The 24,670-nt window shown below is 59.0% G+C and carries 16 protein-coding genes and 2 pseudogenes; 9 read left to right on the top strand and 9 right to left on the bottom strand.

What is annotated here, in order from left to right; translation table 11 throughout:
* Positions 1–996 precede the first annotated feature (996 nt).
* The 4 genes from P6U30_RS11540 to P6U30_RS11525 all read left to right on the top strand — a co-directional run bounded on the left by P6U30_RS11540 (position 997) and on the right by P6U30_RS11525 (position 3,904).
* Positions 997–1,470 carry a NolY gene (locus tag P6U30_RS11540; protein WP_407151220.1) on the top strand — a complete coding sequence of 158 codons (474 nt, stop codon included), beginning with the start codon at positions 997–999 and terminating at the stop codon, positions 1,468–1,470.
* Positions 1,471–2,439: 969 nt separating this feature from the next.
* Positions 2,440–2,685: a hypothetical protein gene (locus P6U30_RS11535; protein WP_280973106.1), complete on the top strand. Its 246-nt coding sequence runs from the start codon at positions 2,440–2,442 to the stop codon at positions 2,683–2,685.
* A gap of 94 nt (positions 2,686–2,779) precedes the next feature.
* The gene (locus tag P6U30_RS11530) at positions 2,780–3,052 is read left to right on the top strand and encodes a hypothetical protein (RefSeq protein WP_280973107.1); all 273 of its coding nucleotides are present in this window, start codon (positions 2,780–2,782) and stop codon (positions 3,050–3,052) included.
* A 117-nt stretch (positions 3,053–3,169) separates the two neighbouring features.
* Positions 3,170–3,904, top strand: a complete 735-nt coding sequence (locus tag P6U30_RS11525) for an outer membrane protein (protein WP_280973108.1) — start codon at positions 3,170–3,172, stop codon at positions 3,902–3,904.
* Positions 3,905–4,219: 315 nt separating this feature from the next.
* Here P6U30_RS11525 and P6U30_RS11520 read toward each other — a convergent pair whose 3' ends face one another.
* Positions 4,220–4,945, bottom strand: a complete 726-nt coding sequence (locus P6U30_RS11520) for a LuxR family transcriptional regulator (protein WP_407169216.1) — start codon at positions 4,943–4,945, stop codon at positions 4,220–4,222.
* A 367-nt stretch (positions 4,946–5,312) separates the two neighbouring features.
* Between P6U30_RS11520 and P6U30_RS11515 the strand changes: the two genes are divergently transcribed.
* Positions 5,313–5,534 carry a hypothetical protein gene (locus tag P6U30_RS11515; protein WP_280973110.1) on the top strand — a complete coding sequence of 74 codons (222 nt, stop codon included), beginning with the start codon at positions 5,313–5,315 and terminating at the stop codon, positions 5,532–5,534.
* Positions 5,535–6,458: 924 nt separating this feature from the next.
* Here the strand turns inward: P6U30_RS11515 and P6U30_RS11510 are convergent.
* Both P6U30_RS11510 and P6U30_RS11505 read right to left on the bottom strand, forming a co-directional pair.
* Positions 6,459–6,855, bottom strand: a pseudogene (locus P6U30_RS11510) (type II toxin-antitoxin system VapC family toxin).
* Positions 6,855–7,100, bottom strand: a complete 246-nt coding sequence (locus P6U30_RS11505) for a type II toxin-antitoxin system VapB family antitoxin (protein ID WP_280973111.1) — start codon at positions 7,098–7,100, stop codon at positions 6,855–6,857. The pseudogene P6U30_RS11510 and the gene P6U30_RS11505 overlap by 1 nt, the downstream one beginning before the upstream one ends.
* 1,555 nt (positions 7,101–8,655) lie before the next feature.
* Between P6U30_RS11505 and hemN the strand changes: the two genes are divergently transcribed.
* Complete coding sequence (gene hemN, locus P6U30_RS11500) at positions 8,656–9,990, top strand: oxygen-independent coproporphyrinogen III oxidase (RefSeq protein ID WP_407170433.1); 1,335 nt, start codon at positions 8,656–8,658, stop codon at positions 9,988–9,990.
* 2,280 nt (positions 9,991–12,270) lie between these two features.
* On the top strand, positions 12,271–13,866 hold the full coding sequence (locus P6U30_RS11495) for a carbohydrate porin (protein WP_407169215.1): 1,596 nt from the start codon (positions 12,271–12,273) through the stop codon (positions 13,864–13,866).
* Positions 13,867–14,068: 202 nt separating this feature from the next.
* Here the strand turns inward: P6U30_RS11495 and tnpC are convergent.
* From tnpC to P6U30_RS11470, 5 genes and pseudogenes are all read right to left on the bottom strand, one after another.
* Positions 14,069–15,695 (bottom strand): annotated as a pseudogene (gene tnpC, locus P6U30_RS11490) (IS66 family transposase).
* 74 nt (positions 15,696–15,769) lie between these two features.
* Positions 15,770–16,114, bottom strand: coding sequence for an IS66 family insertion sequence element accessory protein TnpB (gene tnpB / locus P6U30_RS11485; protein ID WP_407169214.1), 345 nt, complete (start codon positions 16,112–16,114; stop codon positions 15,770–15,772).
* The gene (locus P6U30_RS11480; RefSeq protein WP_407151217.1) at positions 16,111–16,497 is read right to left on the bottom strand and encodes a transposase; all 387 of its coding nucleotides are present in this window, start codon (positions 16,495–16,497) and stop codon (positions 16,111–16,113) included. The genes tnpB and P6U30_RS11480 overlap by 4 nt, the downstream gene beginning before the upstream one ends.
* 322 nt (positions 16,498–16,819) lie before the next feature.
* The gene (locus P6U30_RS11475) at positions 16,820–17,896 is read right to left on the bottom strand and encodes a type III polyketide synthase (RefSeq protein ID WP_407169213.1); all 1,077 of its coding nucleotides are present in this window, start codon (positions 17,894–17,896) and stop codon (positions 16,820–16,822) included.
* A gap of 981 nt (positions 17,897–18,877) precedes the next feature.
* Positions 18,878–20,491, bottom strand: coding sequence for an acyltransferase family protein (locus tag P6U30_RS11470; protein ID WP_407169212.1), 1,614 nt, complete (start codon positions 20,489–20,491; stop codon positions 18,878–18,880).
* Positions 20,492–20,893: 402 nt separating this feature from the next.
* Here P6U30_RS11470 and P6U30_RS11465 point away from each other — a divergent pair, with 402 nt between their 5' ends.
* The gene (locus P6U30_RS11465; RefSeq protein ID WP_407169211.1) at positions 20,894–21,055 is read left to right on the top strand and encodes a HepT-like ribonuclease domain-containing protein; all 162 of its coding nucleotides are present in this window, start codon (positions 20,894–20,896) and stop codon (positions 21,053–21,055) included.
* Positions 21,056–21,313: 258 nt separating this feature from the next.
* On the opposite strand, the gene P6U30_RS11460 is transcribed toward P6U30_RS11465, so the two are convergent.
* A complete protein-coding gene (locus tag P6U30_RS11460; protein ID WP_407169210.1) occupies positions 21,314–23,581 on the bottom strand; it encodes a hypothetical protein in 2,268 nt (755 codons plus the stop codon).
* Positions 23,582–24,226: 645 nt separating this feature from the next.
* Between P6U30_RS11460 and P6U30_RS11455 the strand changes: the two genes are divergently transcribed.
* Positions 24,227–24,502 (top strand): hypothetical protein, encoded by a 276-nt coding sequence (locus P6U30_RS11455; protein WP_280973117.1) that lies wholly within the window; start codon positions 24,227–24,229, stop codon positions 24,500–24,502.
* The last annotated feature ends 168 nt before the right edge of the window (positions 24,503–24,670 follow it).

The following is a 24,670-nucleotide window of genomic DNA, read 5'->3' as shown; positions in this document are numbered from 1 at the left end:
AATGTCACATCACGAGCAATTCCAGATCTTCGGTCCCTGCAGGCCGAAGCGACCTTTTGCGAGCAAGCTGTTGCCCCAACATCGAGGTCCCTGCCCGTCAGCTTGCGATCATCGCGCAGCCGTGGCAGTCGGTTCACCTCGCCCGATCACGCGCTCGGCCAATAACAATCATCTTTCGCCAAGCGAGCAATCAGAACGATTGGGTCTCGCCTCCTTTGATCGGTTGGTGCGCGTGGGTACGCCGCGCGAGAGCCAAGCCAACGAACTGTCGCCAATCGCCAGGACCGCCTTGTGCAGCCCTGCGCGGGTCGTCAGACTGGCCACCGGCACGGCCGCCACCTTCCGCCGATCAGTCCGGGCTGCTCTCTGGCGAAACGAGTTTGTGCTCTTACGCAATGCATCTGCTCCTCTGCGTCGGACCAATGACAGAACGTTCGGCCATTTGATCATCGCAGCTCGTCCGGTTTTTTTCGTGCTTTTCATGACAGCGCTTCTCAAGCCGCCTGCTTGGCAATCTCGATGAGTAAGCAGTCTCGCAGTGGACCTGCCCGCTACGGCCGATAGTTCGCTCGCGTCTTATGCCCGGCTCTCGCCGATTTTTTGGAAGCGACAAGCGCTGTGTGCTTGTCGGAAAGCCGTTCGCCAGTGTCCGATGACGTGATCGCTCTCCACGCCCCCGCCAATGGTTCATGTCGTCGTATCTCAGCGTCAAGATACGCTCCGTGCACCCGCCGCGCATCAGAGCAGTTCACGATCATACCGGAACGTCATGGGGAGGTTGTGCGATTTGTAACGATGATGAAGACCAGGGCGCTGCGGTCCCGAGTCCGGCACCTACGCGCCTGACTTTCAACGGACGTCGATTGCGAAGACGCAGGTCATTTATCGACACCGCCCGCGGTTTCCGCGCGAGGTCAAGACCTACCAAGCGGAATTGGGAAGACGACTCGTCTTCCCGCACTTATCACTCATTTTCGATTAATCCGGAGAAATACAGTGGACATCGAGCGTTGCGATTCAAACACTCACTGCTTCAAACACGGCGCCAACCAGCTGGCAGACGCCAGCGCAGGACCCGTTTGCGAAGACAATGGTGCTCGCGAAACGATTCAGTTGCTCAACGCGCTGACAAGCGCACTGATAGTGGCGGAAACAGAGCGCGATAGCCTCGATAGGCCGAGAACCAGCGATGGCGTTGGCGAGCGGGAAACCGGACGAATATTACAGGGACCCAACGTTGTCTACTATCCGGAAGACCTTCAGCTTCTCGGCAGAATTTTTGACCTCGCGATCGCTGCCTTACCAGAAGCCTTGCAAACTCCAACCAACCGGTCGACAGTCGCCAAGTTCATTTTGTCGCATGCCGTGATTACCGAGGGTCGGCTGCATGTTTCCGATCCAACTCCTGCGGCCCTTTGCTCCTGCCGATTGATAAAGCCGACCTCCAATCCTTGCGCGTGCAGTTCATAGATGCTCTGATGCCGCATTATCCGAAGACTATTCTCTCAGATTGCGAGCTGCTAACAAGCATCTTTCCGGCCTGCCGCAATTCCTCTTCGACACAAATCGTCGTTGTCCTGCTGGCGTGAAGCAAGGCGCACGGGCGCAATGCGTCCGTCGCGCGAGGCCAGCATCACAGACGACGAACTAAGCGGCATCCCTTCCGCAGTCGAGCGAAAGCCGGCAAGCAACCGGGGACCTGGCCTACGCTGCAGACCGCCGGAGCCACGACGACAAGACGCTTCTCGCAACGGCCGCGTGCCGACGAGAGCTGATACGGCAGCGAATCGTTCGTTTGCGCGGGCACGCGAGCCGGCATGCAATGCAACCCGGTGAACCGCTAACTTTTGACGGTTACATCAACCCACCAAGAACGACCTCCCCGCACCTGTCGAACGCTGCGTGAAGCCACAATCGGGCAAGCGTGCCCGCGCTGCTAGGCATGATCGCCTCAATTGAACCACCACTCCTCTCTCATGCACGATTCGCTCCGCTGAGAAGCAAACGCTGCGCCACGCGCGCCGGACTTCCGCATCCGGGCACCTCGGCAACAGTCCCGATCCGGATGGGCATGTCACGAATACGAGCGTCCCGGAAACAAATTTGCAGAAAGCCGCTCTAAAGTTCGGAAGCGCTAAATTGAACGATCGGAGCGCTGCACCGGAAGAGCGCAAAAGCCGGTTACGACTTCAAAGTCCATGTCGCACGGCCGCCACCGCAAGCAGAGTACTCGGCCACAAGCAATGCAAATTACTTCGAGACCTGACGGCGGTCATCTCAAGTTCAACGAGCGTTGCTATTAATGTCAGCGGCCGCGTTCTCCCTCAATGGGCATGCCGCCAACGGATCCAATGCTCCACTATGGCACGCTGAGCACGCAAATCGGGGAGCCGGATTGGTCATCACCCTCTGCATCAGCATGTCGCAGGAGCATTTGAGATGGACCAGACTTTATCCAAGCCCGATCAAACGCCGCAGGCTCTCGTAAGCGCTGCATTTGATAAGGCGTGGCGCTTTGTCGAGGCCGATCCGATCTTGGCACACACTCGCAAGACAGTTTTGCACAGCCGACTGCGAGCTCATCTGCAATGCTCAATTATGAGCGGTGAACGCAGCACATTGAAGCTAGCAAACGAGGCGATAGCAAAGCTACGTGCCGAACTGGCGGGGCCACCAAAACGATAGGCGGGGATAGAGAGATGTTAGCGACCGCTTTCCGGACTAAAGGTGGGCGTCTGAGGATCTCAGTCTGGCAATGCCCAGCGCCGAATAAGCATTTATGATCGAGGCACGAGTCCACTGGACGGTCGAGATCGTTCTTTGCCAGATCAAAACGAGCGACGACCGAGCGATCGATAAGATCCGGGTGGCGCGCCAATGTCCGCGGCTCGGCGAGTATCATGACGTCGTAAGTGCGGGCACACGACCTGCGTCCCGCCCGACAAATGATACTCGGTGGGAGCTCGCACCTGCCGCTTTCGACAATGGCCTGCGGCAGGACGAAGCGGCTGCCGTCGTCATCACGCATCATCACGACGACTCTGCAAGCTGACGCAGCGTACGATTGCAGCCATTTCTTCCGAAAACATGTTGTGCTGAAGTTACAGCAATTCGTGACGATCTTGCTAAGACGCGCAGCGCCGGGCACATCGAAAGGAACGACACCAGAATGAAGAATTTGCTGCTTTTGACTGCAAGCATCCTCGCGCTTGGCGCGTTGACGCCTGCATTTGGCGCGGACCTCGCTGCGCAGCCGATCGCCAAGGCTCCCCCGCCCCCCGTAACCGCCACGCTCAATGACTGGACGGGCTACTATATCGGTATCAATGGCGGCTGGGGCTCGAGCCGCAACTGCTGGGACGCCGGGGGCATCCTACCCGAGGGCTGCCATGACGCGGTTGGCGGAACCCTCGGTGGCCAGATCGGCTATCGTTGGCAGATATTCAACACGGTCTACGGTCTCGAAGCCCAAGGTAACTGGGCCGACTTCAGCGGCTCCAATGTGAGCGCTGCCTTCCCCGCAGATACGATTCGCACCAAGGTCGATGCGTTCGGTCTGCTTACCGGTCAGATCGGTTACGCGTTCAATAACGTTCTGCTCTACGCAAAGGGCGGAGCTGCGGTGACCAGCAATACCTATCAGATCAACGCGGCATCTACCGGTACCGAGCTTGCCAAGAGCGACAATATTCGTTGGGGTGGTACGATCGGCGCCGGTTTTGAAGTCAGCCTGACGCCCAGCTGGTCGGTTGGCGTCGAGTATGACCACCTGTTCATGCCAGACAGCAATCTCACCTTCACCACGGCCGCTGGCGGGGTCGCCACCGATCGTATCAGCCAGGATATCGATCTCGTGACCGCGCGGCTCAATTACAAGTTCGGCCCGGCATTGCCCAAGTACTGATCTCTGCGCGCTTGGGGCGACGAATCGAGGAGCCCCGACCTTTGGTCGGGGCTCCTGCTTTTGGTGCGTCTGTCGCGAGCAACAATCATTCATGCGGCCGCCGCATTCCAAGCTCCCCGATTCGAGATCGCCGGCTCGTTTTTCCGGCGAGCCGGTTCGGCTCGTCAGGACCGATCGTCCTCGATGGGCTACTCTGGTTCGCGATGCCAGAGGCATTTTGTGATCGTTGCAACACGTCCCGCGCCAACTCCCTGGACGCGTCAGGATCCGATGTCACATCTGCATTCGTTCAACACGACTTCCACGCAGTTGGTTTCAGAGAAGATTGAGACGCATCGCAATAATGATGGCTTGGATCCGACTTGTCGCACCCAGTTTACGCATCGCGTTCTTGAGATGAAAGTTCACTGTGTTTTCGCTGATCTTCAATATAACCCCCATTTCCCACGACGATTTGCCCTCTGCCGCCCACCGCATACACTCTAATTCGCGCTCGGAGAGCGTCACTTTCCTATTGCAGCTGTCGTCGGAGGGACGCACGATCTCCACGCACGCGGTGTGAAAGTGCCAAGCGAGCGCGTTGAGATGGCTGATGCGATGTCGAGGATCAACATCGTCGGACGGCGATGCAAACGATACCACCGAGAGTCGTCCAAGCGGCCCGAACAATGGCACACTCATTCCGTGCTTCAGTCCCGCTTCTCTGGCTTCATTCAGTACCCGCCTTTCATCGGCCTGGAGTTGATAGTACTCGGAGAGCTGATCCCAGAGAAACGGCCGAGCAAGCATTGGTGTTCGGCGGACGATTGGATCGATCGTATGGTACTTGCGTTTAAAATATCGATCGCACCAATCTGCAGGCCATTTCACGGCCACTGTGGGCGGTGGATATTCCGGAAAACGAAGCGGCTCCACGAAATTGAGCGCTCCGTAGGCAACTTCGCTGAATCCCTCCTTGCTCGCGCAGCTCACCAGGAGCTCGAATAACACTCTGAGGGATTGCGTTTGATTTGCGCATTCGGTGAAGCTGAAAAGATCCATTATGGGCGCCTCTGGAGGGCGCGCCAAACGGTCAGCCTCGCGCCGTTCTATTGAGCTTGCTCTGGGCGAAGGCAAGTTCTGTACGATCAACTGCACTGTCCGACTCCACTCTTTGCGCGCTTAGACGCTCCGCCCGTGGCAGCCGCTGTTGTCGGATCCGTTACTCTTTGCGGCAGGTGCAAAATCGCGGGCGGGTCGATCAAGCAGCAGCGCTGCGGCGACGCTCGCTTTTCCAGGCTTAAACAGCACGCCGGGCGTGCCGGAAACCCTCGGAAGTCGCTAGAGGCGACAATTGCTCTTGCGAGGTCGCCGCGCGGCATCAACGACGCTTCGCTGCATCTCGAGGGAGCGTTCGGCCAGAGCCGGGATGACGAGGTTCTCCACTTTGGTGAACTACAGCGTGCTGACCCGCTTCGCGACACCGGACACCACCAAGGCTGTTGCGCGGTTGATGCTCGGCTTGCCGGCGAAGACGAAATCAAGTGGGTCATATCCCGTCCCGATCCTGCAGATCGGCGTTACCGGCCCGCATCTGGTCGTCAGTATGTGGCTGCGGGCGAGCACACGATCGGTGAGGTGCCGGGCCTAATCGTTGCGAATGGAGCGCTCCTTGCGCGACTATGAGGCGTCTGCAGCTCTCAGTTCGGCGCGAACAAATCGTATGGCTCAATGGCGATCGGCTTCCCCAGTGCATGCCGGCCGGGCTACCCAGGCACCCGTGGAGCCGAGAGACCTGCTTGACGCAGAGAACACTTTGCATGCGCATCTCCAGGCGGGAGAAGAACTGGGGTGGCAGCAGCAAGTGTCGTACCAATCGCAGGAGCTGAGAAAATCGACCATCAAGACAAGTGCTTGACCAGGATTGCAGCGCACTGCAGATTGAAGCAATCGCGACATCAGGAGGAAATGCGACAATGCCGTTCGTGCGGCCTGACATTGGTTGACGTCGATCAAGCAAGGCGCTGTAAGACGACACCTCCAGGCCGGATTTCAGCCCAAGCGCGCGTCGAGAGACTACTCGATGCCAAGGTCACTGCGATGCAGTGACAACTCATTCGCAGCAGCTCTACTATTCTTATTGCCAGCCGGTTTAGGTGACTGCCGCCCGCTTTTACCCAGAGCTGTCGCATATGCGGCTCGTGCCGCGGTTTCGATGCGCCCTTTTTACGTTGGGTAACTCCACAAACTCGTCATGCCGGCCTTGGGCCGCCCTTGGCATCCATGTCTTGGCTTCCCGGCGAAAAAGACGTCATTGCCGGGACAAGGTGCCCGACGAATCTCGGAGCGTCCATCACATAAGCTCGCCAGTGCCATATGCGATAGCCGTGTCTTTTCACCGTGATAGGCACTCTCAACCTTCCCTCGTGACCTGCCACTGAGTTGCGGTTAACCTCTCGGAATTGTTGCAGCGAGACCGAAGTTTGGACCACCGAGAACTAGAGATTTGCGCCTCTGTCACGTTGGTGGGTTGGCTGCGCCCTGGGGGCGACGTCGGCCTCTTGCCGCACTCCGGTCAGGCCGCCTCGATGTCAGTCTGCGCAAAATCGCCACCTTTGAACATTAAGGGCTGGCCCAGGTGTCTGGCGCAGGCATAGGCGAAACAGTCCCCGAAATTGAGCCGCGCGGGATGGCGGCCCTTGCCGTAGCGATCGAAGGCGTCGAGCGCGATCCTGGCCGCCTGCGGCGGCACCGCCACCATCTCGATCTTGACCAGCGCGAGATAGGATTCTAATGCCTGCGCCGCCTCGTGGATCGGCAGGTTGAGCACCCGCGCGACCGCGATTGCCGCCTCCCACGCCGCCAGCGGCGAAGTCAGGCGGGTTCGCGTCATCTGCAGGCGGGCCAGAAGCTCGCGCGCTTCGCTCTCATCAGTGAGCAGCGCCCGTCAGCGCCGAGGCATCGATGAACATCAGCCATCCTCGTACAGGCTGTCGCGGAACGCCCGGTCGGCCGGTTGGCCCTTCGCCGGATTGCCTTTCGCGCGCAGCTCGCTGCAGAACCGAACGCCGATCTCGACTAGGGAGGGAGTGCCTTGTTCGCGCTCGAGCTCATGGGCCAACGCGGTGTGCACGGCCTCGGTGAGGCCAATTCGTTTGAGCGCGGCCACCTTGCGGGCCAGCGCATCGGGCTCCGGATTCTTAATATAGAAGGCCATGACGCAGCTCTCTACACTACGCGTATATCCGCATATATAGATTTAGATATACTAGGCAAGGACAGGTTGGCAATTGCGGGCAAAATGAAAACCCGACCCTCCCCTATTCCGGTGAGAATAGCAGCTTCCTGCTCAACATTGTGGTGATTGAGCCCTGGTTCCATCCCGGTCGAACTTGATCGCGGCGATCTTCCGTCGGCCTTCGCTCAGTTCCATATGCAACCTTTAGTTTAATCATACGTGAGTACGATCTTAGGAAGAGTGCACGGCGCTTGGCGATCAAGCCGGCGGCTTGGGGCGATGTCGCGCTTCACCGCCCCGCCCCAAAACTGGCTCGGCCAGTATTCATGGCTGCCGTGACAAATCTTCGTTTCCAAAACAGCGAAAATCGGGACGCGTTCAAGGGCGACCGATCGGCCGGCGCTCGCCACCGGCGCTGGATCATCGAGAGATTGTATCTATATCATTTCACACGCCTCGCCTCCCTTGGGGAGCCTGTTCGTCCTGGCGCGTCCCACCCATCGAACGTCCGTTTGGCGATGTTCGGCGTCGCGATGCCGAGATGAAAAGCATGAGCGATTTTGTGCGAATGACACAAGCTCCGGCCCTAACGGGCAGTAAGCGATTGCATGAGAGCAGACGACAGCAGGTGCTGACGCACAAGAGCGCATCGCGTACGCGTGCTGACAGGATCGAACGTTCCAAACTCTTATGAAAGCTAGATGAGCTGCTTGGCTCTGGTCATCGAAGGCCCTGAACCAAGGCGCCCCCGACGCACTTTGCCGGGTAATAAGTGCGCCGGGTCCACCCCACATCATCAGTACATCCGGATGATATTGCCGGGAATGAAACAAGTAGCGTGGCGGAATTGAGGCGCGCTGCGCTTGAGCCCGGGTGTTCAAAAATACATTCGTGCGCAACCGTGCGGGAGCTTGAATCGTACGTAGCGTCAAGTTGTATGATTTCCAATTCGGCGCACCCTTCCGTAAACAGTTTCCCGTTCGTGATCGCGCGGGCCTTGCGACAACGATCAAGGAGGGCATGATGCTCTCATCGTCAGCGTCTCACAACATTGCCGCTGTCGTCATGCACCGCAGAACGGACCTCACGCGTCCGCTCTCCTCAAGCTTTCAAATATTTTTTCCGCGAAACCCTCCAGCGGCGAAGCTGGGTGTCCTCCGAGCACGATCGCGTTCAGGCACTCATTACCCCGGGAACTCGACGTGGAGTTCAAGGCCTCTGTCCGAGAGGTGTCTTAATCGAGCGATCCGGCTTATTCGATCGGCGTCATTCACGGCGTGAACCATTTGGCAGGAGCGCCGTATCACACCAGGGTCGAGTTGGTGGTTAGCAGGTAGGCACGGCATGTAGGCTGATCATCGATAAATTTAGTCTCACGCCACCTCACCGGCGATCCGCCGCTAAGCCGCGCGCTTCGCAAGGAGATCACGGAACGCAGGCTTTGCAACGAGGGCGGACCGATTGACATAGCGCAAAGACAGGTTCGCGCGCAGCGAACAGGTTAATGGCAACAGAACTCTGGGACAGCAAACCATTGCAGACTTCAATCCTGGATAAATACTGCGATGCTCGGCTGCCCTGGTACACGATTTATCCAACTGTGTCGGAGTTCTCAGCGGCAGTCAGCGCCGGCGCCTGTGAGAGATGGTTGAGGCGTCTTCCTGGTGACGATCCTGTATCGCTCTATCTCCACGTTCCGTTCTGCCGATCGATTTGCTGGTACTGCGGCTTTCCGACACAGCTTACGTGTCGGGATAAGCCGATCCTCGATTTTGTGGCAATGCTGCGAGACGAGATCCGTTTGGTGGCAGATCACGTGCCGCAGGCGTTACCGGTGAGTGACGTGCACTTCGGTGGCGGAACACCGACCAGCATCGGGCCAACGGCGTTCCTGGAGCTATTGGAACTTCTACGCCGCTGCTTCATGTTCAGCAAAATGGCAACGATCGCAATCGAGATCGATCCGCGCGCGTTGACGGCTGAGATGGCCGAAACCCTGGGAGCCGCCGGGGTCAATCGCGCAAGCATCGGCGTGCAAAGCTTCGATCCCATCGTTCAAAAGGCGGTCAACCGGGTCCAGAGCGAGGCTCAGACGGCGACCGCGGTCGAACGTCTGCGTCGACACGGTATACGCCGCATCAATTTCGACCTGATCTTCGGTCTCCCAAATCAGACCGTACCGTCCTGCGTCCAGTCTGCGAAAACGGCGATTGCCATGCGCCCCGATCGGCTCGCGGTTTTCGGCTACGCGCACGTTCCGTCCTATATGAAGCGACAGCGCTTGATTGACGAGGAAGCGCTCCCGGATAACGCCGCTCGCGCCGAGCAAGCTGCGGCCGTGGCCGATACGCTCGTTGCCGCCGGCTACCGTCAAATCGGGCTCGACCATTTTGCCTTGCCGGACGACGAACTTACGCTGGCGCAGAAAGCCGGCCGGCTGCGACGCAACTCCCTGGGCTACTCGGCTGACACCTGCAAGACCGTGATCGGCTTCGGCCCGTCGGCCATCGGCCGTCTTGGTGATGGCTACGTCCAGAACGAAATCGCGACGGGTTCCTACAACCAGCACATCAGGGCCGGCCGTCTGGCAATATCGAGGGGCTACACTCTCACCGACGAAGACCGCCTCCACGCCGCAATCATCGAGCGGCTGATGTGCGACTTGCAGGTCGATGTGTCGGCCATCTGCGCCGCTCACGGGTTCGACCCGGCCGCTTTTCTTGATTCGGCTGAACGCCTGGAGATGCTCGCCGAGGACGGCGTCGTGGACATCGATAAGGGTTTCATCCGCGTAAAGCAGGAGCACCGCTTTGTACTTCGCGCGGTTGCTTCCGCGTTCGACGCCTATCTCGGCCGCTCACCCTATTAACAGGGCCAGACAGGATAAGATTGCGGCTGCTGCGGCTCCGTTCCATCTTCGGTCGGGCGCTTCGGTATTCATCAACCGCTCCTCTGCAGTGGTGCGGCTGACAGCATCGGCTCAACATTGCCGGCGAAGCGTGCGATGGAGCTGCAACCTTCCTCTCACACGGCTGATTATTCGCTCTGCTGACTGAGCGAAGCGAGCCGCGAGAAACCTCACGATGACTCTTGGGATAGTCCACGCGTGCCGCTCCCCGCGAAGCATCTGATGGTAGAAAGCCGCGTGATGCTCGGCCGGCAAACAGCATCAGCTACCGGTCCGACGTGTATTTCTCGCGCCTTTCACGGGCGGGACTGCGCCGTTCGCACTCTTGAGAGCATCAAGGCTCGTCTGTCTTTGAGCTCGATGTCAACGGCGCCCCTCCGACTGAAACTGGCCCTTGTGGTTTGGCGGACCGCGGCATTCTTTTGGCGGGGTTCGCAACGGCTTGGTCTGGCGAACGAGGAACAAAAGAGGAAGAAGAAGAAGAAGCGGAGGACGTCAGTTTCTGCAACAAATCGATTCGTAAAGCCAAGGCTGCGATCTGATCCGCGATTCGCTTTAGGTCGGCCCGTTGGGCATCGATGCTGAGCTTGAGCTCGGCGATCCCATCGCCGACCTCGCGTTGTCCTGATTGAATTTCAGACAGGGCTGCCTTGTCCTGCCAGACAAGGCCAGCGGTGCGACAGCTTCACGGGAGGCCGCTACCTCGCCAACCTCTTCGATGCTTGCCCCAAAATAAACTCCCGCAGCGCCCAGCCCGAGGCAGAAAACTAAGAGCACCAGAACACACAGGGGGGCGCCTGGACGACCTCCGCAAGATCGGCGGCAACTCCGACGTCACGGCTTGATCCATCATCTACATCATCCCTCGTCCGACGCACCGATCCGGATCGGCTCCGTTGACGCGCCCAGAAGCGGGTCAGCGAACCGCGGCCGCCACAACATCTTGAGCGGCAACGTTATCCCATCGTTTTGGGTTATGTGCCCTATGAGGCGCACTTGATGAGGAGCGCGATGCGACACCGTTGCGCACGCGCGCCTCTACATCATAGCGCCACCGCGACGCAATAGTTCTCGTCACTATTGACCCCGCCGCAGCATTTTGTCGCCATTGAGAAGAACCTTACAGATTATCTTTCGTCTTTTTGGGCGCTCGAATGCGCGCCAGCCGAAATTCCCTCGATTGCCGTTCGGCAGCTCAGCCTGGCGTCGTCACTTGGCATGGCCAGCAAAGTCTTGATCGGGCACCGCGGCTGCTCGACGAGCTGCTCGCCGGTTTACGCCAGGTCACCCGGCAGTAACGCGGCAGCCGGCATAACCCGCAAGACCAATCATGTGGATCACTCGCCAATCTCACCGCCCCCGGACACGGATCTTCGATGCTCGACTGAACTGCAGACTCGACCAGCTTGTTGCGGGTCTATCTATCCGGCCCTCGATCGGCAGAGCGCGGCGTTCGCGATGCAGAACTTTGCGGTTCAACGCCGCCTCGCCGAGACAGCGGCGCATAAGAGCGGGTGTCAGCCAGCAGCACTTTGGAGTGACTGACACTCGATTTGTAACTGACGATCCGGCCTTGCCGAATCTCCTCATTGTGCCGCGACCCAAGCGCGGGATCGCGACGGTCTCGGGTGACGCCTTGAGAACCAGTCAACTGCCAACCTTGGCAATTGATCGAGATGACCGGGACATGGCAATCGTGGCCAGCGAATACCGGACGGATCACAGGTCAGGAAACTTGGGATTGCAGTATCAATCTGGCCGCACCAACGGACCTGTTGGGTTTGCCACTCCTCATCTGCAGCTTTCAGATCCGCTCGAACGCCATATAGGACATTCGGACGCGATCGCCTGGCGCTCATGCGTCAAAGGTCCTTGGTCTCCGGGCCCATGGTCGTTCGGCGACACGATGCCTCCGGCACGTCCTGGAGTCCCGTCCTGGCGGGCGAGGACCTCCTTCTGGGCGACTGGCATATGTTCGAAGGAGAGGTCTTTGACGAGATATGTTTAGGGCCAGCACTGCGGAACGCGCCGCATGCGCGCCAACGAGTCGTCATCGTGTACTCGCCTTGCCTGCCATGACGTAACGGCCTGCGATCTAGCTCGGGGGATGGCTGAGCTGCGGCTCGCTGGTCGGCCAAGTGCTGTCAAATCCCGACTGCCCTCAGTCACCGGGCAGCTCAACGACCAGTCGAGCCGCAGCGCAATTCATTCAAGACCAGCAGTACAGACGCGGAGTTCACGATGCATGATCGCCTGTTCGTGGCTATATCGATTTTGATGTATCCGGCTGCGGCAGCCGTACTCGAGCGTCGATCGGCTCCGATACAGCGAGCGCATGTTGTCGCATTGTCTGTGGCAGCAAGTCTGCTTCCTAGTCCCGCGCTGGCACAAAGCGTCAACGTGCTCAACCCAGGAACAGACATTCTGCATGAAGCTAGCAAAAGACAAGCTCAAACGGCGTCGAATCCGGCGACGACGCCCCGACGCCGCCAGCTGAACCAGGCACCGCGTCCAATCGGCAGCTTAGCGCTGGCACCGACCACCAGTATGCTTGCCGCAAAGCGCGACGGCGCGCATGACGTTGCTTTGAAGAGAACTCAAAAGCAGATCGATCCGTTCGCAAAATTCGAGAACCTTCGTGAAAAAGGCATGTGGCTCAATATACCCGGTCCCGCTGATACGATAGATCAGGATACTGGCGGCGTTAGATCCGCGCTAGCCGACCTCGGGATCGGTTACGCCGGCTGGACGCTCAACGCCATTGTCGACAATCAACTTCCAAATGCGGCTCGAAGCACCATCGCCAATCAGCTCTACATGGGCCAGAATCCGACGTTCTACAGCGCAAATATCGTGACCGTAACCTACGATCTCAGCCGCTTTGGAATTTCAGATGGCCAGATTGTCGTGGGCGCCGAGCAGCAATACTGGACATGGGAGCGGCCAGGCCCGGATCGACTGGGACTCAATACGCTGGCCTACTATCAGACCTTTTTCGACAGGAAACTCGAACTCAAGCTCGGTTATCTCAGGAATCAAAATGAGTTCGCAGGTGCAGTGACCGGAGCGATTACGGGCGCGACCCTTTTTCTCCTGTACCAGGCCGGCATGAGCAACAATGCCGCGCCAAGGCCTGCCGTCAACCTGAAGTACAATTTTGACGATCGCTTGTATGACAAAGTCTCGATCCAACGCTCGCTCAATCCGGACGGTCAATATGCGGAAATAACCGAGAACCCGACGGGCTTAAACTGGAGCACGGCCAACGCCGGCGTTCTTCTCATCGATGAAATTGGCTACAAGACCAAAGCTGCTCCTGGCATACCCGATACTTGGCTGCGGGCAGGCTTTGGCTTCAACAATAGTCATTACAGGAACGTCGTGGACCCGGCTCGACCAAGGGCAAACGACAATCATTTCTATTATGTCGCTGCCGACAGACAGCTCTGGCAAAGTGATGCCCGGAGTGCACCATCTCATGGCATCTATGGTGGTTTCTCGGTCATGGGCGCTCCGCCCGACGTGAATAGGCTCAGCCAGTATTACGAGCTTCGCCTTTATGCGAGGGGACTGTTTGATAGCAGGCCGACTGATCAGATTGCTCTTGTTGCCACCAACATGGTCTGGAGCAAGTTTGCAGTGGATGCCGCCTTGACCAAACAGCAACTTGCGCATCGCGACACTACGGCGATCTCGGCAACATATACCGCGCATCTGGCACCAGGTATCTATGCAAGCGTCGGTCTGACATACATTCATAACCCGACAAGCATCACGCACGCGGTAGAAACAGGACATGCCCTGAATCTCCTGGTATCGACATCTATATTCTTCTAACGGCCCGTCTGAAATGCGAAATACCTTCCCTACCGGGACCCATGACCTGCGTCATCTCGAATATCTCGCCTGCAAGGCAGGCCAATCAGGGCTCGACGCGCATCTGCCGGCTTTCGACCAATTTGTGGTAGGGCCGGCCCCCTCGAACGCGAATGCGCTGCGGATGGGTGTTGCAGCAGCGTAAGCGCGAAGCTGAGGCCGTTCATGCTTTGAAGTGCCAGGGCATGAGAGCATCGATCTGAGAGATCGGCCAGCCCTGCGCGATCCGTTCGAGAGTTTGCGTGAGCCAGGCGTACGGATCGACATCGTTCATCTTCGCGGTCTGCAGAAGCGTGGCGATGGTCGCCCAGGTCCGGCCGCCGCCATGGCTACCCGCAAAGAGCGCATTTTTTCTTGTAATGGTTTGCGGCCGGATTGCCCGCTCGACGGTGTTGGAGTCGATCTCGATACGGCCGTCGCTTAGAAAGCGCTCGAGGGCGGCGCGTCTGGATGTGGCGTAGCGGATCGCCTCGGCGAGTTTGGATTTGCCCGACAGGCGCGGCAGCCCCTTGTCCCACAGATCGAAGAGCGCCGCGACGATCGCCGCGGACTTTTTCCTGGCGCGCTTTCACTCGCGTGTCAGGATCGAGGCCGCGGATTTCCGCTTCGATCGCCCACAGCTCCGCCATAGTCGTGACAGTCTGCGTCGCCAGGGGCGAGCTCTCATTGACGTGCAGCTCGTAGAATCGTCTCCTGACATGCGCGAAGCAAGCCGCAAGTCGCACGCCCTCATTGGCACCCGCTGACCTGACGAGCCGATTGTAGGCGGCATAGCCATCGACCTGCAGGATGCCGGCAAAGCCCGCCGGATGCCGCTCGACGCATTCGCCGCCGCGACTGTCCTCAAAGCGATAAGCCACCATCGGTGGACCGATGCCGCCAAATGGCCGATCGTCGCGCGCATAGGCCCACAGCCAGGCCTTTTGCGTCTTGCCGGATCTGGGAGCGAGCGTTGGCAGGGTCGTCTCGTCGGCGAAGATCCGTTCGCCCTGCTTGATCTTCTCAAGCACATAGTCGGCCAGCGGCTGCAATTCAAAACCGACCTTGCCCATCCATTGCGCCATCAACGACCGGTCGAGATCGACGCCGTCACGCGCGTAGATCGCTTCCTGCCGGTAGAGCGGTAGCCCGTCGGCATATTTGGCCACTGCGATCTGGGCGAGAAGGGCTTCGGTCGGAAGGCCGCTCTCGATCAGATGCGCGGGGGCCGGAGCCTGAGCCACGCCATCGCGGTTGCGATACGCGTATTTCGGGCGGCGCGTGACGATCACGCGGAACTTCGCCGGCGTCACGTCCAGCCGCCTCGACACATCCTCGCCGATCAGGACTTTCTCCAACCCTTCACACCCAGGGGGCACCTCGGGCTCGACAACGATCTCCACCCGCTCCAGATGCGCGCCGAACTCCTTGCGCGGCCGCGGCGCGCGTTTCGATTTGTCCCGGCCGCCCGCCTTGGCCAGTTCGGCTTCAATGGCCGCCACGCCGGTAGCGATCTCGTCAAATACGAAGGCGATCTGCTCATCGCTCGGCGTGTCGCTACGCAAGCGTTCCGAGCGCGTGCCGTAAAGCGTGCGCTCCAACATCTTCACGATCGCCGTCAGCTCCACGATCCGCCCGTCGGCCGCCTGATTGACCGCGGCAAGATCGGCGTTGGCTGCCGTCAGTGTTGCAATCTCAGAGGCGATGCGGCTGTTTTCGGCCTCGATCACCGCCCGCTCTTCCGCCAAAGCGAGGATCAGCGCATGGGCTTCGGCAAGGGTCGTCGGAAGCTCTGCAACGGGCGTCGTCATCGCCGCCATCACAGCAGAGTCGCCGCCAATCTCCCAAACCTTTCAGCCGCCCTGATTCAATTCGCCGCAGCTTGTCAGCCCACCGATTCCGGGCGCTTCACAACCACCGGACGGACCTTCGTCCCGTCCAGCCCGTCGATCAGCGCGAGCAATTGCGCATGGTTCAGCTGCACCCGGGTCGGCGCAATCCTCGGCCAGCAGAACTTTGTTTCCTCAAGCGTCTTGGCAAAAAGGCAAACCCCAGTTCCATCAAACCACACGATCTTGATTTTGTCCGCTCGTTTCGAGCGGAAGACGTGGAGCGCCCCTGAGAACGGATCGATGCCACCATCCCGCACCAGCGCCATCAGCCCCATCGCTCCCTTGCGGAAGTCGACTGGCGTGCTGGCTACGTGAACCTGAACACCCGCCGGGATCATGCCTGCCGAACCGTCCGGATCACGGCGGCAAGCCGCTCTACCTCCACCTCTCCGCCAATGCGCACCACAACATCGCCGACGACAATTTCCACCATTTCGCCCGCCACGGCTTCAAACCGCGCGAACTTGACCGCTTGCGCTCGCGCCCCAGACGCCGGCGCAACCAGCCCCGAGGCCAGCGCCTTGCGTCGCCACGCAAACAACTGCGATGGATCGAGCCCGTGGGAGCGCGCGATCGCCGAAACGTTCGCTCCCGGTGCAAACGTTTCGCCGACGATCCGTTCCTTCTCCTCCCGCGACCAAGTGCGGTAGCTCCGCCCAGGACTGACCGAAAGCCGCTCAGCTGTAGCCGTGATAACTTCGAAATTCTTGCTATCAGACATATGTTCGCTCTCATGAACTCCTGGGACAAATCACCAGGAGATTCTCCGACAATCGAACATCATCCGCTACGTGGGGTGACCTACGCGCTTACGCAGCAGCGGCCGCCGACAATGACTTGACAGGATGCTGGTATCACGACCGTTGGGCGGTCGACTGCGTACCGTCTGATGTCCCGTTGCGGCAAACGCCATCCTTGATGGACTGATTCACAATTGGTCGGTGATTGCTGTTGCTCCGTTTGCTGCAACGCCATCGCGGCGCTATCGGCCAAAGTGAAGGGCATCTTGGCCGGAGCTCAACATATCTTGTGCTGCCGAGCTGCTACTGCCGTCCGGCTCCTTCGTCCTCAGCCCATTTCAGCAGCGACAGTTCGGCCGAGAACCCTGGTCCGAACGCAGCCAGGATTCCGTATGATCCTGGCGCCTGCTCCGCATGCGCGAGCACGTGATCTAAAACGAACAATACGGTTGCGCTCGACATATTTCCATGACGTCGAAGGGTCTCATAACTGGACATGAATTCATTAGACGGTCTACCCAGGCTCTGCTCAAAAACCTCCAAGACTCTCCTGCCGCCTGGATGAAAGATCAAGCTCTTCACCTGATCAAGATGGATGCCATCCTCCCCTAGCAACGACCGCAACGCCTTGGGCATCAATTCGCTGATCATTGATGGGATACGCTCTGAGACGACGACTTCAAATCCGGTGTCGCCAAAATGCCAGCCCATCAAAGACGTCGTTTCGGGGTAAAGCAAACTCGTACTTCTCACGATATCCAATTTGCCGACACCGATTTCAGCTGGGCCAATCAGGACCGCACCAGCGCCATCACCAAAGAGGCTCGCAGCGACAACGTTCTTCGGTGTGAGATCATTCGGCTGGAATGTCAGCGATGTCAGTTCGACAGCCACAAGAAGAACACGTTCGTTCGTCGCGCGGCAGATCGCTCCTGCCAAACTCACCCCGGATGCGCCCCCCGCGCATCCGAGGCCAAAGACGGGCGTCCGTTTTACATCCGTTCGTAATCCTGCCTTCAAGATCAGATCCACATCGAGACTGGGGGTCGCTATCCCGCTCGTTGAAATGAATATGACCCTATCGACTTGCTCGGGCTTTATGCCGGCGCTGTCGAGACAGCGCACTGTCGCTTCGTACGCGAGCTGCTTTGCCCACTCCAAATATATTTGATTTGTTTCACTTATCCGATGCTCGCGGAGAAGCCATTCGGGGGCAACACAAAGGAAACGCTGATCGACTAACGCGTGGTCGAATACGCTGAGATACCTCTTAAGCGCCTGTACCCTGGACCCGAAGTGGCCCCCCGCCAGTTGCTTGGCGTCGCTCTGCGAAAGTCGGAATGGCGGTAGCGCCGTCCCAACAGCCAAAATTCTGGACATCGGTTCCTCTGTTTGCTGTGCGGAAGGCTTGATCCAATGCCAGGATCAGTATGTCACGACGTCCGCGCCATTTCGGTGGACGTTGGCACGGAGCAAACCAATGTCGATGTCCCTGCAGAGGCCATTCCCGCGAGAGCTCACGGACGACCAAGGCCCATCTCGTCGCCGAATGGGCCTCCTGTCGCATGATGGCATGCCATGGCAAGCGGTGCAGCGAAGCCCTCACCTCCAGATCGGTGGCGGAGGCGGGAGTGGCCAGCGCGATGAAAGCCACGGCGCCCAGCAAGACCTTCTTCATTCTTGAGCCCAATTCCGGTGCGACTTCCTTCACGATTTATGGAGCAGGATTGCCATGCGTCGGTCTGCTCCATCAATTGCCAAGGTTGGTAGTTGGCCGGCAAGGTTGTTAGCTCGCCTCGTGACGGCTCCGGCCTATACTACGCGCGGAAAGGTTGCTCTGGTGGTCGAAGCCGATGTTCACATAGCGCAATTGCGGCTGGCTTCTTGACCTTGGAAAACAGATCATGGCGACGTACTGGGAACGAGACATGATCCAACATCTCGATGATCGGGCGTCGATGTGAGGACTGTGGCGTCCATTGTCGCCCGAGGCCCGAGATCGGCAAAGTCCGGGCGCTTGATGATGGGCCCTGGCTAGGTAGACAACCCAGCCGCGGGGCAGTTGAAGGTTCGGCACCGGCTCACAATCAGCATCGTCGGGGGCCTCAACCGGTGTCGGTGCTCCCGGATCAGTCAATGCCACCATTGATGTCCGACTGCCCGACAAAGGGTACCAGCGCGGGTTGCTCGGCATGGCGGCCACTTATCCGCATCGATGTCTTCAGATCAATCAGCGTCCCAATTCTCGTAACGGCGCCGGCGGACGGCGCCGACCGTCCAGTTTACGATCTGCGGCGAAAGTCTGACCGTGCGATCCTCTGCTAAAGGGCCTGCGCAGCGCTCCGGCGGAAAAGCGCGAGCTTAATGGTCGCAAGAGATCTGCAGCGCCGAGCCCAGCTCGGCCCCGGCAGGAATCGAGCCAGAGCGGATCGATCGATCACCCCTGCAGATCCAGGCTGCCGTGAACTCCTTCGCACAGTCTTGAGCCGGATCTCCAATATCCTCCATTCTTGTCCGGAATGTGCACTCGTTCTTGCCATTACAGGCGGCGGCAAGCGCGTGCGTGGCGTTGCCGCGCGCTGACATCCAGCGGCAATTACCGCCATAAGTGCCAGCGACAACTGAAATACCCGGCTGTGTGACGGCGTATGCGGTTGCACCTTGGACTGCATACACAACGGCAGCGGCGGCAAGGGTGACAAAGCCTGCACCGCACAATCGAATCACGGACCTGCGCTGCTGAGCGGTGGCGTCTTGAAAGCATCCTCGAATCAGCCTTCGTGCAGGCACCTCAAAACTGAAATGCAGCAGGACGGCGACGCAAACAGCCAGCGTGAAAGCCAATGCGAGCGCCCCGAGATGGGCGAACAGTTCGCTGCTCGTCTGCCAATGCACGACGGGAAAGCGCTTGTAGATGATGAAGTGAATAAGATACAGGCCAAAGCTCGCTTCTCCGAGGAAGACAAGCCATCTTGCCGACAACAACCGTCCTGCACTGCTGACGGGATGAGCGGCTGCAACAAGGATCAACGCAACCGGCGCCGTCAGGGCGACATTGCAGCGCGCGATATCGAACAGGGTGAGTTGCAAGCCAAATGGCGATTTATGAGCAGTAAACCAGAACACCGAGGTTACCGCGACGACACCAATCGCTGCGACGATGTCAAGGAGAACTCGAGATGGTCTCAAATTCTGAGCCAGGCACAGCTCGTGAAGTTTAGCCAAAGAGCAGCCGAGAAAAAACTCCCATACCCTGCAGAAGGGCGAGAAGTAAACGAGCCAAAGGATGGGGCTGTTGTTCCAATTCGGCAGAGCCGTCTCCGTCCCATAGGTATGAAGCGCAAACAGATTGATATGGTTCTGAAAAGTCAATATCGCAACGTCGATTCCCAGTTCGATTGTGACCGCCCCGATTGCGCACAGGATTGCGTCAGGCACGGTTCTGATGCGCGAAAGTAACGGGCAAACGATCGGAAAGGCGAGATAGAAGAACCATTCGGTGCTGACCGACCAACTGACGGTTCCGATCGACTCATACTGCCAGATCGGCGCGACACCAGCGACGTTTGCGAAGAACCAGCTTTGGAGCATTGCGAGTTGAAACGGCACAATGTGCCACGAAAATCCCTCTGCCGGTCCCGGCGTTCCGAGAAGCCAGCGCCAGGCCATCGGTCCGGTCAGCAGTTCAACAAGGAAAAGAACGACAAAGAGTGGATAGATTCGCGCTATGCGCGCCACCAGGAAGTCCGGTATCGCTTTCCGCGGACTGTCGGCAATCGTGGTGCCGTAGTTGTATTGGATAACAAAACCACTCAATACGAAGAAGACCGACATTCCAAGCAGGCCAAGGGTCCCGATACTGATATCGAGTGTCAGGTTGGTGCCCTCCAGGAACAGGCTGCCGCCGTGAGACAATGCCACGCTTGCTGCGGCGATAAATCGGATGCCGGTCAATGCGGGTATCTGTTTCGCCATCGATGTCCTTCGCCGGTCGCGGCAGCGTGTACCAACCCTGGTGGCCGAGTAAACGAAACGCAGTCTGCCAGGGGTCCAGACTCATCAAATCTACCGCACGACAGCGACGGAGACGCAAACAGAGCGAGAGAAGAAAACGGAGGCGAGCCCGCTCACGCGAGCTTGTCCGATCGAGTGGCCGATCCGCCCAAGTCGCTCGACCGGTTGAACGCGCCCTGCGCAGCCTATAGAGGAGTTCGTTGAATCTGCACCTCTGCTTTCTGGTAGGATGGTTCGGAAAAGGCTGGTCTGTTTCTCGTACTCGACAATTTCTTGCGCAAGCCACCCTCTTTTCGTGACCGTGAAAGGCGACACGTTCGGTGAACCGCGTGGGCCTCGATTTGATCGTCGTCTGCAAGGACGATGACATCGTCGAAACAACCAAAGCGAGAGTCGAGCATCGGCAACATCCTGCGGCACGAGTATCAGCGAGCCGATAGCCAGATTATCTGGAAGGCGGTGAAGGACGATCTGCCCGCTCAAGGAAGCCCTCCTGGAAATGAAAGCTGCCCTGGAGGAGGATGAGTAGCATCAAGGTCAACTCAGCACGGATGGTGGTCCATCTTGACATCTATCTCTTGCTCAAGCGCGAGACCTCAACTCGCGATCACCGCAGGATTGCGCCAAAGGCCGGCTCGACGCGTGGCGAACCTCCAAGAGCTGCTCCCGTGCGCTGTTGACGATATCCTGAAGCGATCGCGATCCCGTGCTAGGGCCTGACTAGAACGCCGCTCGCGTGAGCTGCGCCAGCGATCCTGTGAGGTTGCAGGCCAGGCGGATTCTTCAGCCAGGTTCAGGGCGAATGCGAACGCGCCGGCGGCCGCCTGTTTCCTCCAATTTGCCTCTATAGGGCACGCCGCGAATGTTGAAATACGTTGGGTTCTCGGCGTCCGGCATCAGGTTCTGGCCCTCCAGTGCGCTGACAAGGAAAGACGGAAGGTAGCGTTCGCGGTGCTGCCATCCTCCGTGAATGAGATAACCAAGATCCACGACGCCTTCGCGCGATGGCCCAGCGTCGCTTACCTGCGGCGGCTGATGGCGCTGCCGCGATGGCCCGGCTGCCTGATTGATCTGCCGGGTGCCAGGATGGTGGATGAGACGAACGTCCCTGCGTCCTCCCGGTCCGAACGTAGCCGAGTAGCGCTCACCGTTGATCGCAAACTGGCTTGGCCCGTATTGGTTCGGCAGCAGATTGATATTGCCCAGTACGTCGATGAGGACGTCTGAGGCCGGTTGTGAGCCGTGCTGCCAGTCCTCGCCAACGATAGTTCCGATGTCCCGTAGTTCCTGCGATGTCCCTGATGGTCCAGCAACCGACGGCGGTCCAGCGAACCGAGGCGCAGGCACGGACTGGGCATCGTCACGCAGTTCATACGGCGTGGGCGGATCCAGATTAACCAATTGATCGAGATTGCCGTAGATGTCTGACGACGGGCGCCTCACAGATGATGGTGAGGCGGCTTCGTGCATCTGTTGCCCGAGCCAATCCCAAGCTCCCGTGCTCGGCGTGGCTGGGGTCGCCGGAAGCCCGTGTGACAAACTGGGCTGCCGGTCCCGTGGCGGCGCTGGCAATGCTGACGTGGATCCATGGATCTGCTCGCTGAGCCAGTCCCAGGCTCCCGCGCTCGGGGTGGCCGGCGTTGTGGGAAGGCCCTGCGACAAGCTGCCTTGAGGGCCGCGTTGCGGTGTGGACGACGATGATGAGGGTCCATGGATCTGCTCCCCGAGCCAATTCCAGGCTCCCGCGCTTGGGGTAGCTGGCGTTGCCGGCAATTCCAGCGGCGCCGATCGCTGCGCACCTTCCCTGGCGAACGGGGGCGCACCCGCGGCAGGAGACAGCCCGAGCGCTCTATTCGCGTCGAGGACTTGTTGGTATTGGCCAAGCCTCATCAAATCAGGGCCAATTTTAGTCTCCTGTGTTTCACGCTTGTAGTCCTCGACGTCACCAGAAAGCCCGTCGGTGAAGAGCCGGCCAGCGATGGGCTCCAGGTTTCGGGCTTGCAGCCACTCGCTCAGCCTGTAAAGGCGACGAGCCTGCCTGTCGACGGTCTTCGGCTCGATCCTGTGCGTCGCCTTTTCCGCCGCAGCCCACATGTCGATAAGCGTTGCGTCTGCAGGATAGGGATTCAGTCGGCGAACATCGGCCGATAGGGCCCGTCCGGCGCCAACCTCACGAAGTTTTTTCAAGGCCGCCTTGATCCGCCTGCCGCGGTCATTTGCATAGGTGTCCACATCCTGATCGAGCTCGGCTTCCAGCTGATGGTTGTCCACCTCCGGATTTTCCAATTGCGCGTTTTCCAACTCACGGCGAATCCGGTCTGCTATTGATGGCCTGCCGTTCATGCTCAGGCGCGCGCTCAAATGACGCAGATCTGCGGCCGCATTTTTGATGGTGCCGTCGCTGAGATTGCCTCCCGCTTTGTTTCTGAAATCCTGTATGAGCGCCTCGTCCGCCGCAGGGACAGGGCCACCGCGCGCCCGGCCGGGCTGCCTGGCGTAATCCACGCGAAACGTTGGAAGGGCCTCTTGCTGCATCGTGGCGCCGGACGAGCCTTCACTGCGACCTCCTCCGAACGCCTTTCCGACCCCCGACTTGATGCGCGACCACAGTCCGCGGCCTTTGCTGCTCTTAGATTGAATCGCAGGCTCTGCATCTGGCAAGGTGTAGCGCGCGCTGCTGAACACGTTATCGCGCAAATTGGAGCGCGGCAGCTGGGCCGCACTTCCAGGACGAGGGCGGGGAACGTCCACGCTGTGGCGCGCGCTACTGAATAACTCGTCCCTCAGCTGGGGATACGGCGGCATCCGCATCGAACTGCCGAGGCCAGCGTGCTGGTGCTGTGCAGTCCGCTCTGCGGGACTTTCATCAGGCGAAGCTGAGCTGGCTGAACTCCGATCAGGTGAACTGAGTTGCAAACTCTCCATCTGCTGCTCAAAGCCGCCTTGCTGGCTCGCGTTGCCCGATTGCTGCCCCGCCCGCTGCCGTTCCTGCCTGGCAGCGTATTCCTGTATCCAGGCTTCTGAATTGAAAAATGGGTCGATTGGATCCATCCTGCTCTCCTCTTGACGGTGTAGGTGCTGCGCAATCTGGACTTACACTTCGGCCTGGAGTGCCAGCGAGCAGCGTTTTCAGTCAGAGCTAGATTGTGCTTTTTGCAGGAGCTAGCTTTCGAGAAGCTGACGAGTGTAGAGAGCCGCAAGTCGGAAACGGCGATCGCGCCCGCGTCTTCGAAGGAGCCGCCAATAACTGGCGCGAGCCCGCAATGGCTGCCTGAGCGCGTCGCACGGTCCACCGGCAGCGGTTAGATCGCCGGAGGTTTGTTAACGCCGACCCGCCAGCGAGCGCTTGTCGACATTCATGTCCCACGCGGCAGGCTCGGCCGCAGCATCGGGCGTCATGCGCTAAGCGAGCTCGTGTCGACGGAATTTTCGAGACCAAAGGTGACGCGGCGCGCCGATCATTGCAAAGACCGTTCTACAGATTCCAACTGGAGAGCGCCGCGCCTTAGATGGCGAGTACGAACAGGATAGCTTCCCTATCGGTTATCATAACCGGCATGCCTATTGTGATTCGGGCGCACCGGCGCAATCGCACGGACAACAACAGAACGATAACGACTGCCGGCTAACAACTGCCGAGCTATGAGGACGTTAGATATCCCCGACCTTCTCAAATACGACGTGTACTGGGCTCCCTTGGACGACAAGGGCCTGGACGCTACCATCAGCAAAATCGTCCGGCCAATCGAGCGCGATGCTCCATCTGCTGCCCGCAGGTACCTGAGCGTCGGTTACAAGCGTGCCACCGGTCGGCGCATAAAGATCAACAGTGCCCTGCAAGCGGCCGCCCTGCTCCGTAAAGGTGCCTGTATAGCGCAGGTTTCCGACATCGATCCCGACGATCTTGCCATTACCAACATAAACGGCACCGCCACCCCTTCCGCCCTTTCCAACAAAGTGTGCATCGCGTAAAGCGCACTCATAGCGAAAGCCCTCTTGAATCAAGCCTCTCCATAGAAGCGCCGTCGAATTGATCGCCAAACACAACAATTGCGAGATTGGCGCAACGCGGGTGCCATCCCAAACGTCTCATCGATCTCGAAGTCGGAGTTCCCTCAATCGCCGATACCCTCGAATCGA

It is taken from the genome of Bradyrhizobium sp. ORS 111 (genome assembly GCF_045571485.1).
Taxonomy (GTDB): Bacteria; Pseudomonadota; Alphaproteobacteria; order Rhizobiales; family Xanthobacteraceae; genus Bradyrhizobium.
The sequence above is the reverse complement of the archived record's forward strand: the minus strand, read 5'-3'. Positions and strand labels throughout refer to the sequence as shown.

Coding starts and splice junctions, on each gene's coding strand:
- P6U30_RS11535 (WP_280973106.1), top strand. CDS start 2,440: ATGGACCAGACTTTATCCAAGCCCGATCAAACGCCGCAGGCTCTCGTA.
- P6U30_RS11530 (WP_280973107.1), top strand. CDS start 2,780: ATGATCGAGGCACGAGTCCACTGGACGGTCGAGATCGTTCTTTGCCAG.
- P6U30_RS11525 (WP_280973108.1), top strand. CDS start 3,170: ATGAAGAATTTGCTGCTTTTGACTGCAAGCATCCTCGCGCTTGGCGCG.
- P6U30_RS11520 (WP_407169216.1), bottom strand. CDS start 4,945: ATGGATCTTTTCAGCTTCACCGAATGCGCAAATCAAACGCAATCCCTC.
- P6U30_RS11515 (WP_280973110.1), top strand. CDS start 5,313: ATGACGAGGTTCTCCACTTTGGTGAACTACAGCGTGCTGACCCGCTTC.
- P6U30_RS11505 (WP_280973111.1), bottom strand. CDS start 7,100: ATGGCCTTCTATATTAAGAATCCGGAGCCCGATGCGCTGGCCCGCAAG.
- P6U30_RS11495 (WP_407169215.1), top strand. CDS start 12,271: ATGCATGATCGCCTGTTCGTGGCTATATCGATTTTGATGTATCCGGCT.
- tnpB (WP_407169214.1), bottom strand. CDS start 16,114: ATGATCCCGGCGGGTGTTCAGGTTCACGTAGCCAGCACGCCAGTCGAC.
- P6U30_RS11480 (WP_407151217.1), bottom strand. CDS start 16,497: ATGTCTGATAGCAAGAATTTCGAAGTTATCACGGCTACAGCTGAGCGG.
- P6U30_RS11475 (WP_407169213.1), bottom strand. CDS start 17,896: ATGTCCAGAATTTTGGCTGTTGGGACGGCGCTACCGCCATTCCGACTT.
- P6U30_RS11470 (WP_407169212.1), bottom strand. CDS start 20,491: ATGGCGAAACAGATACCCGCATTGACCGGCATCCGATTTATCGCCGCA.
- P6U30_RS11465 (WP_407169211.1), top strand. CDS start 20,894: ATGACATCGTCGAAACAACCAAAGCGAGAGTCGAGCATCGGCAACATC.
- P6U30_RS11460 (WP_407169210.1), bottom strand. CDS start 23,581: ATGGATCCAATCGACCCATTTTTCAATTCAGAAGCCTGGATACAGGAA.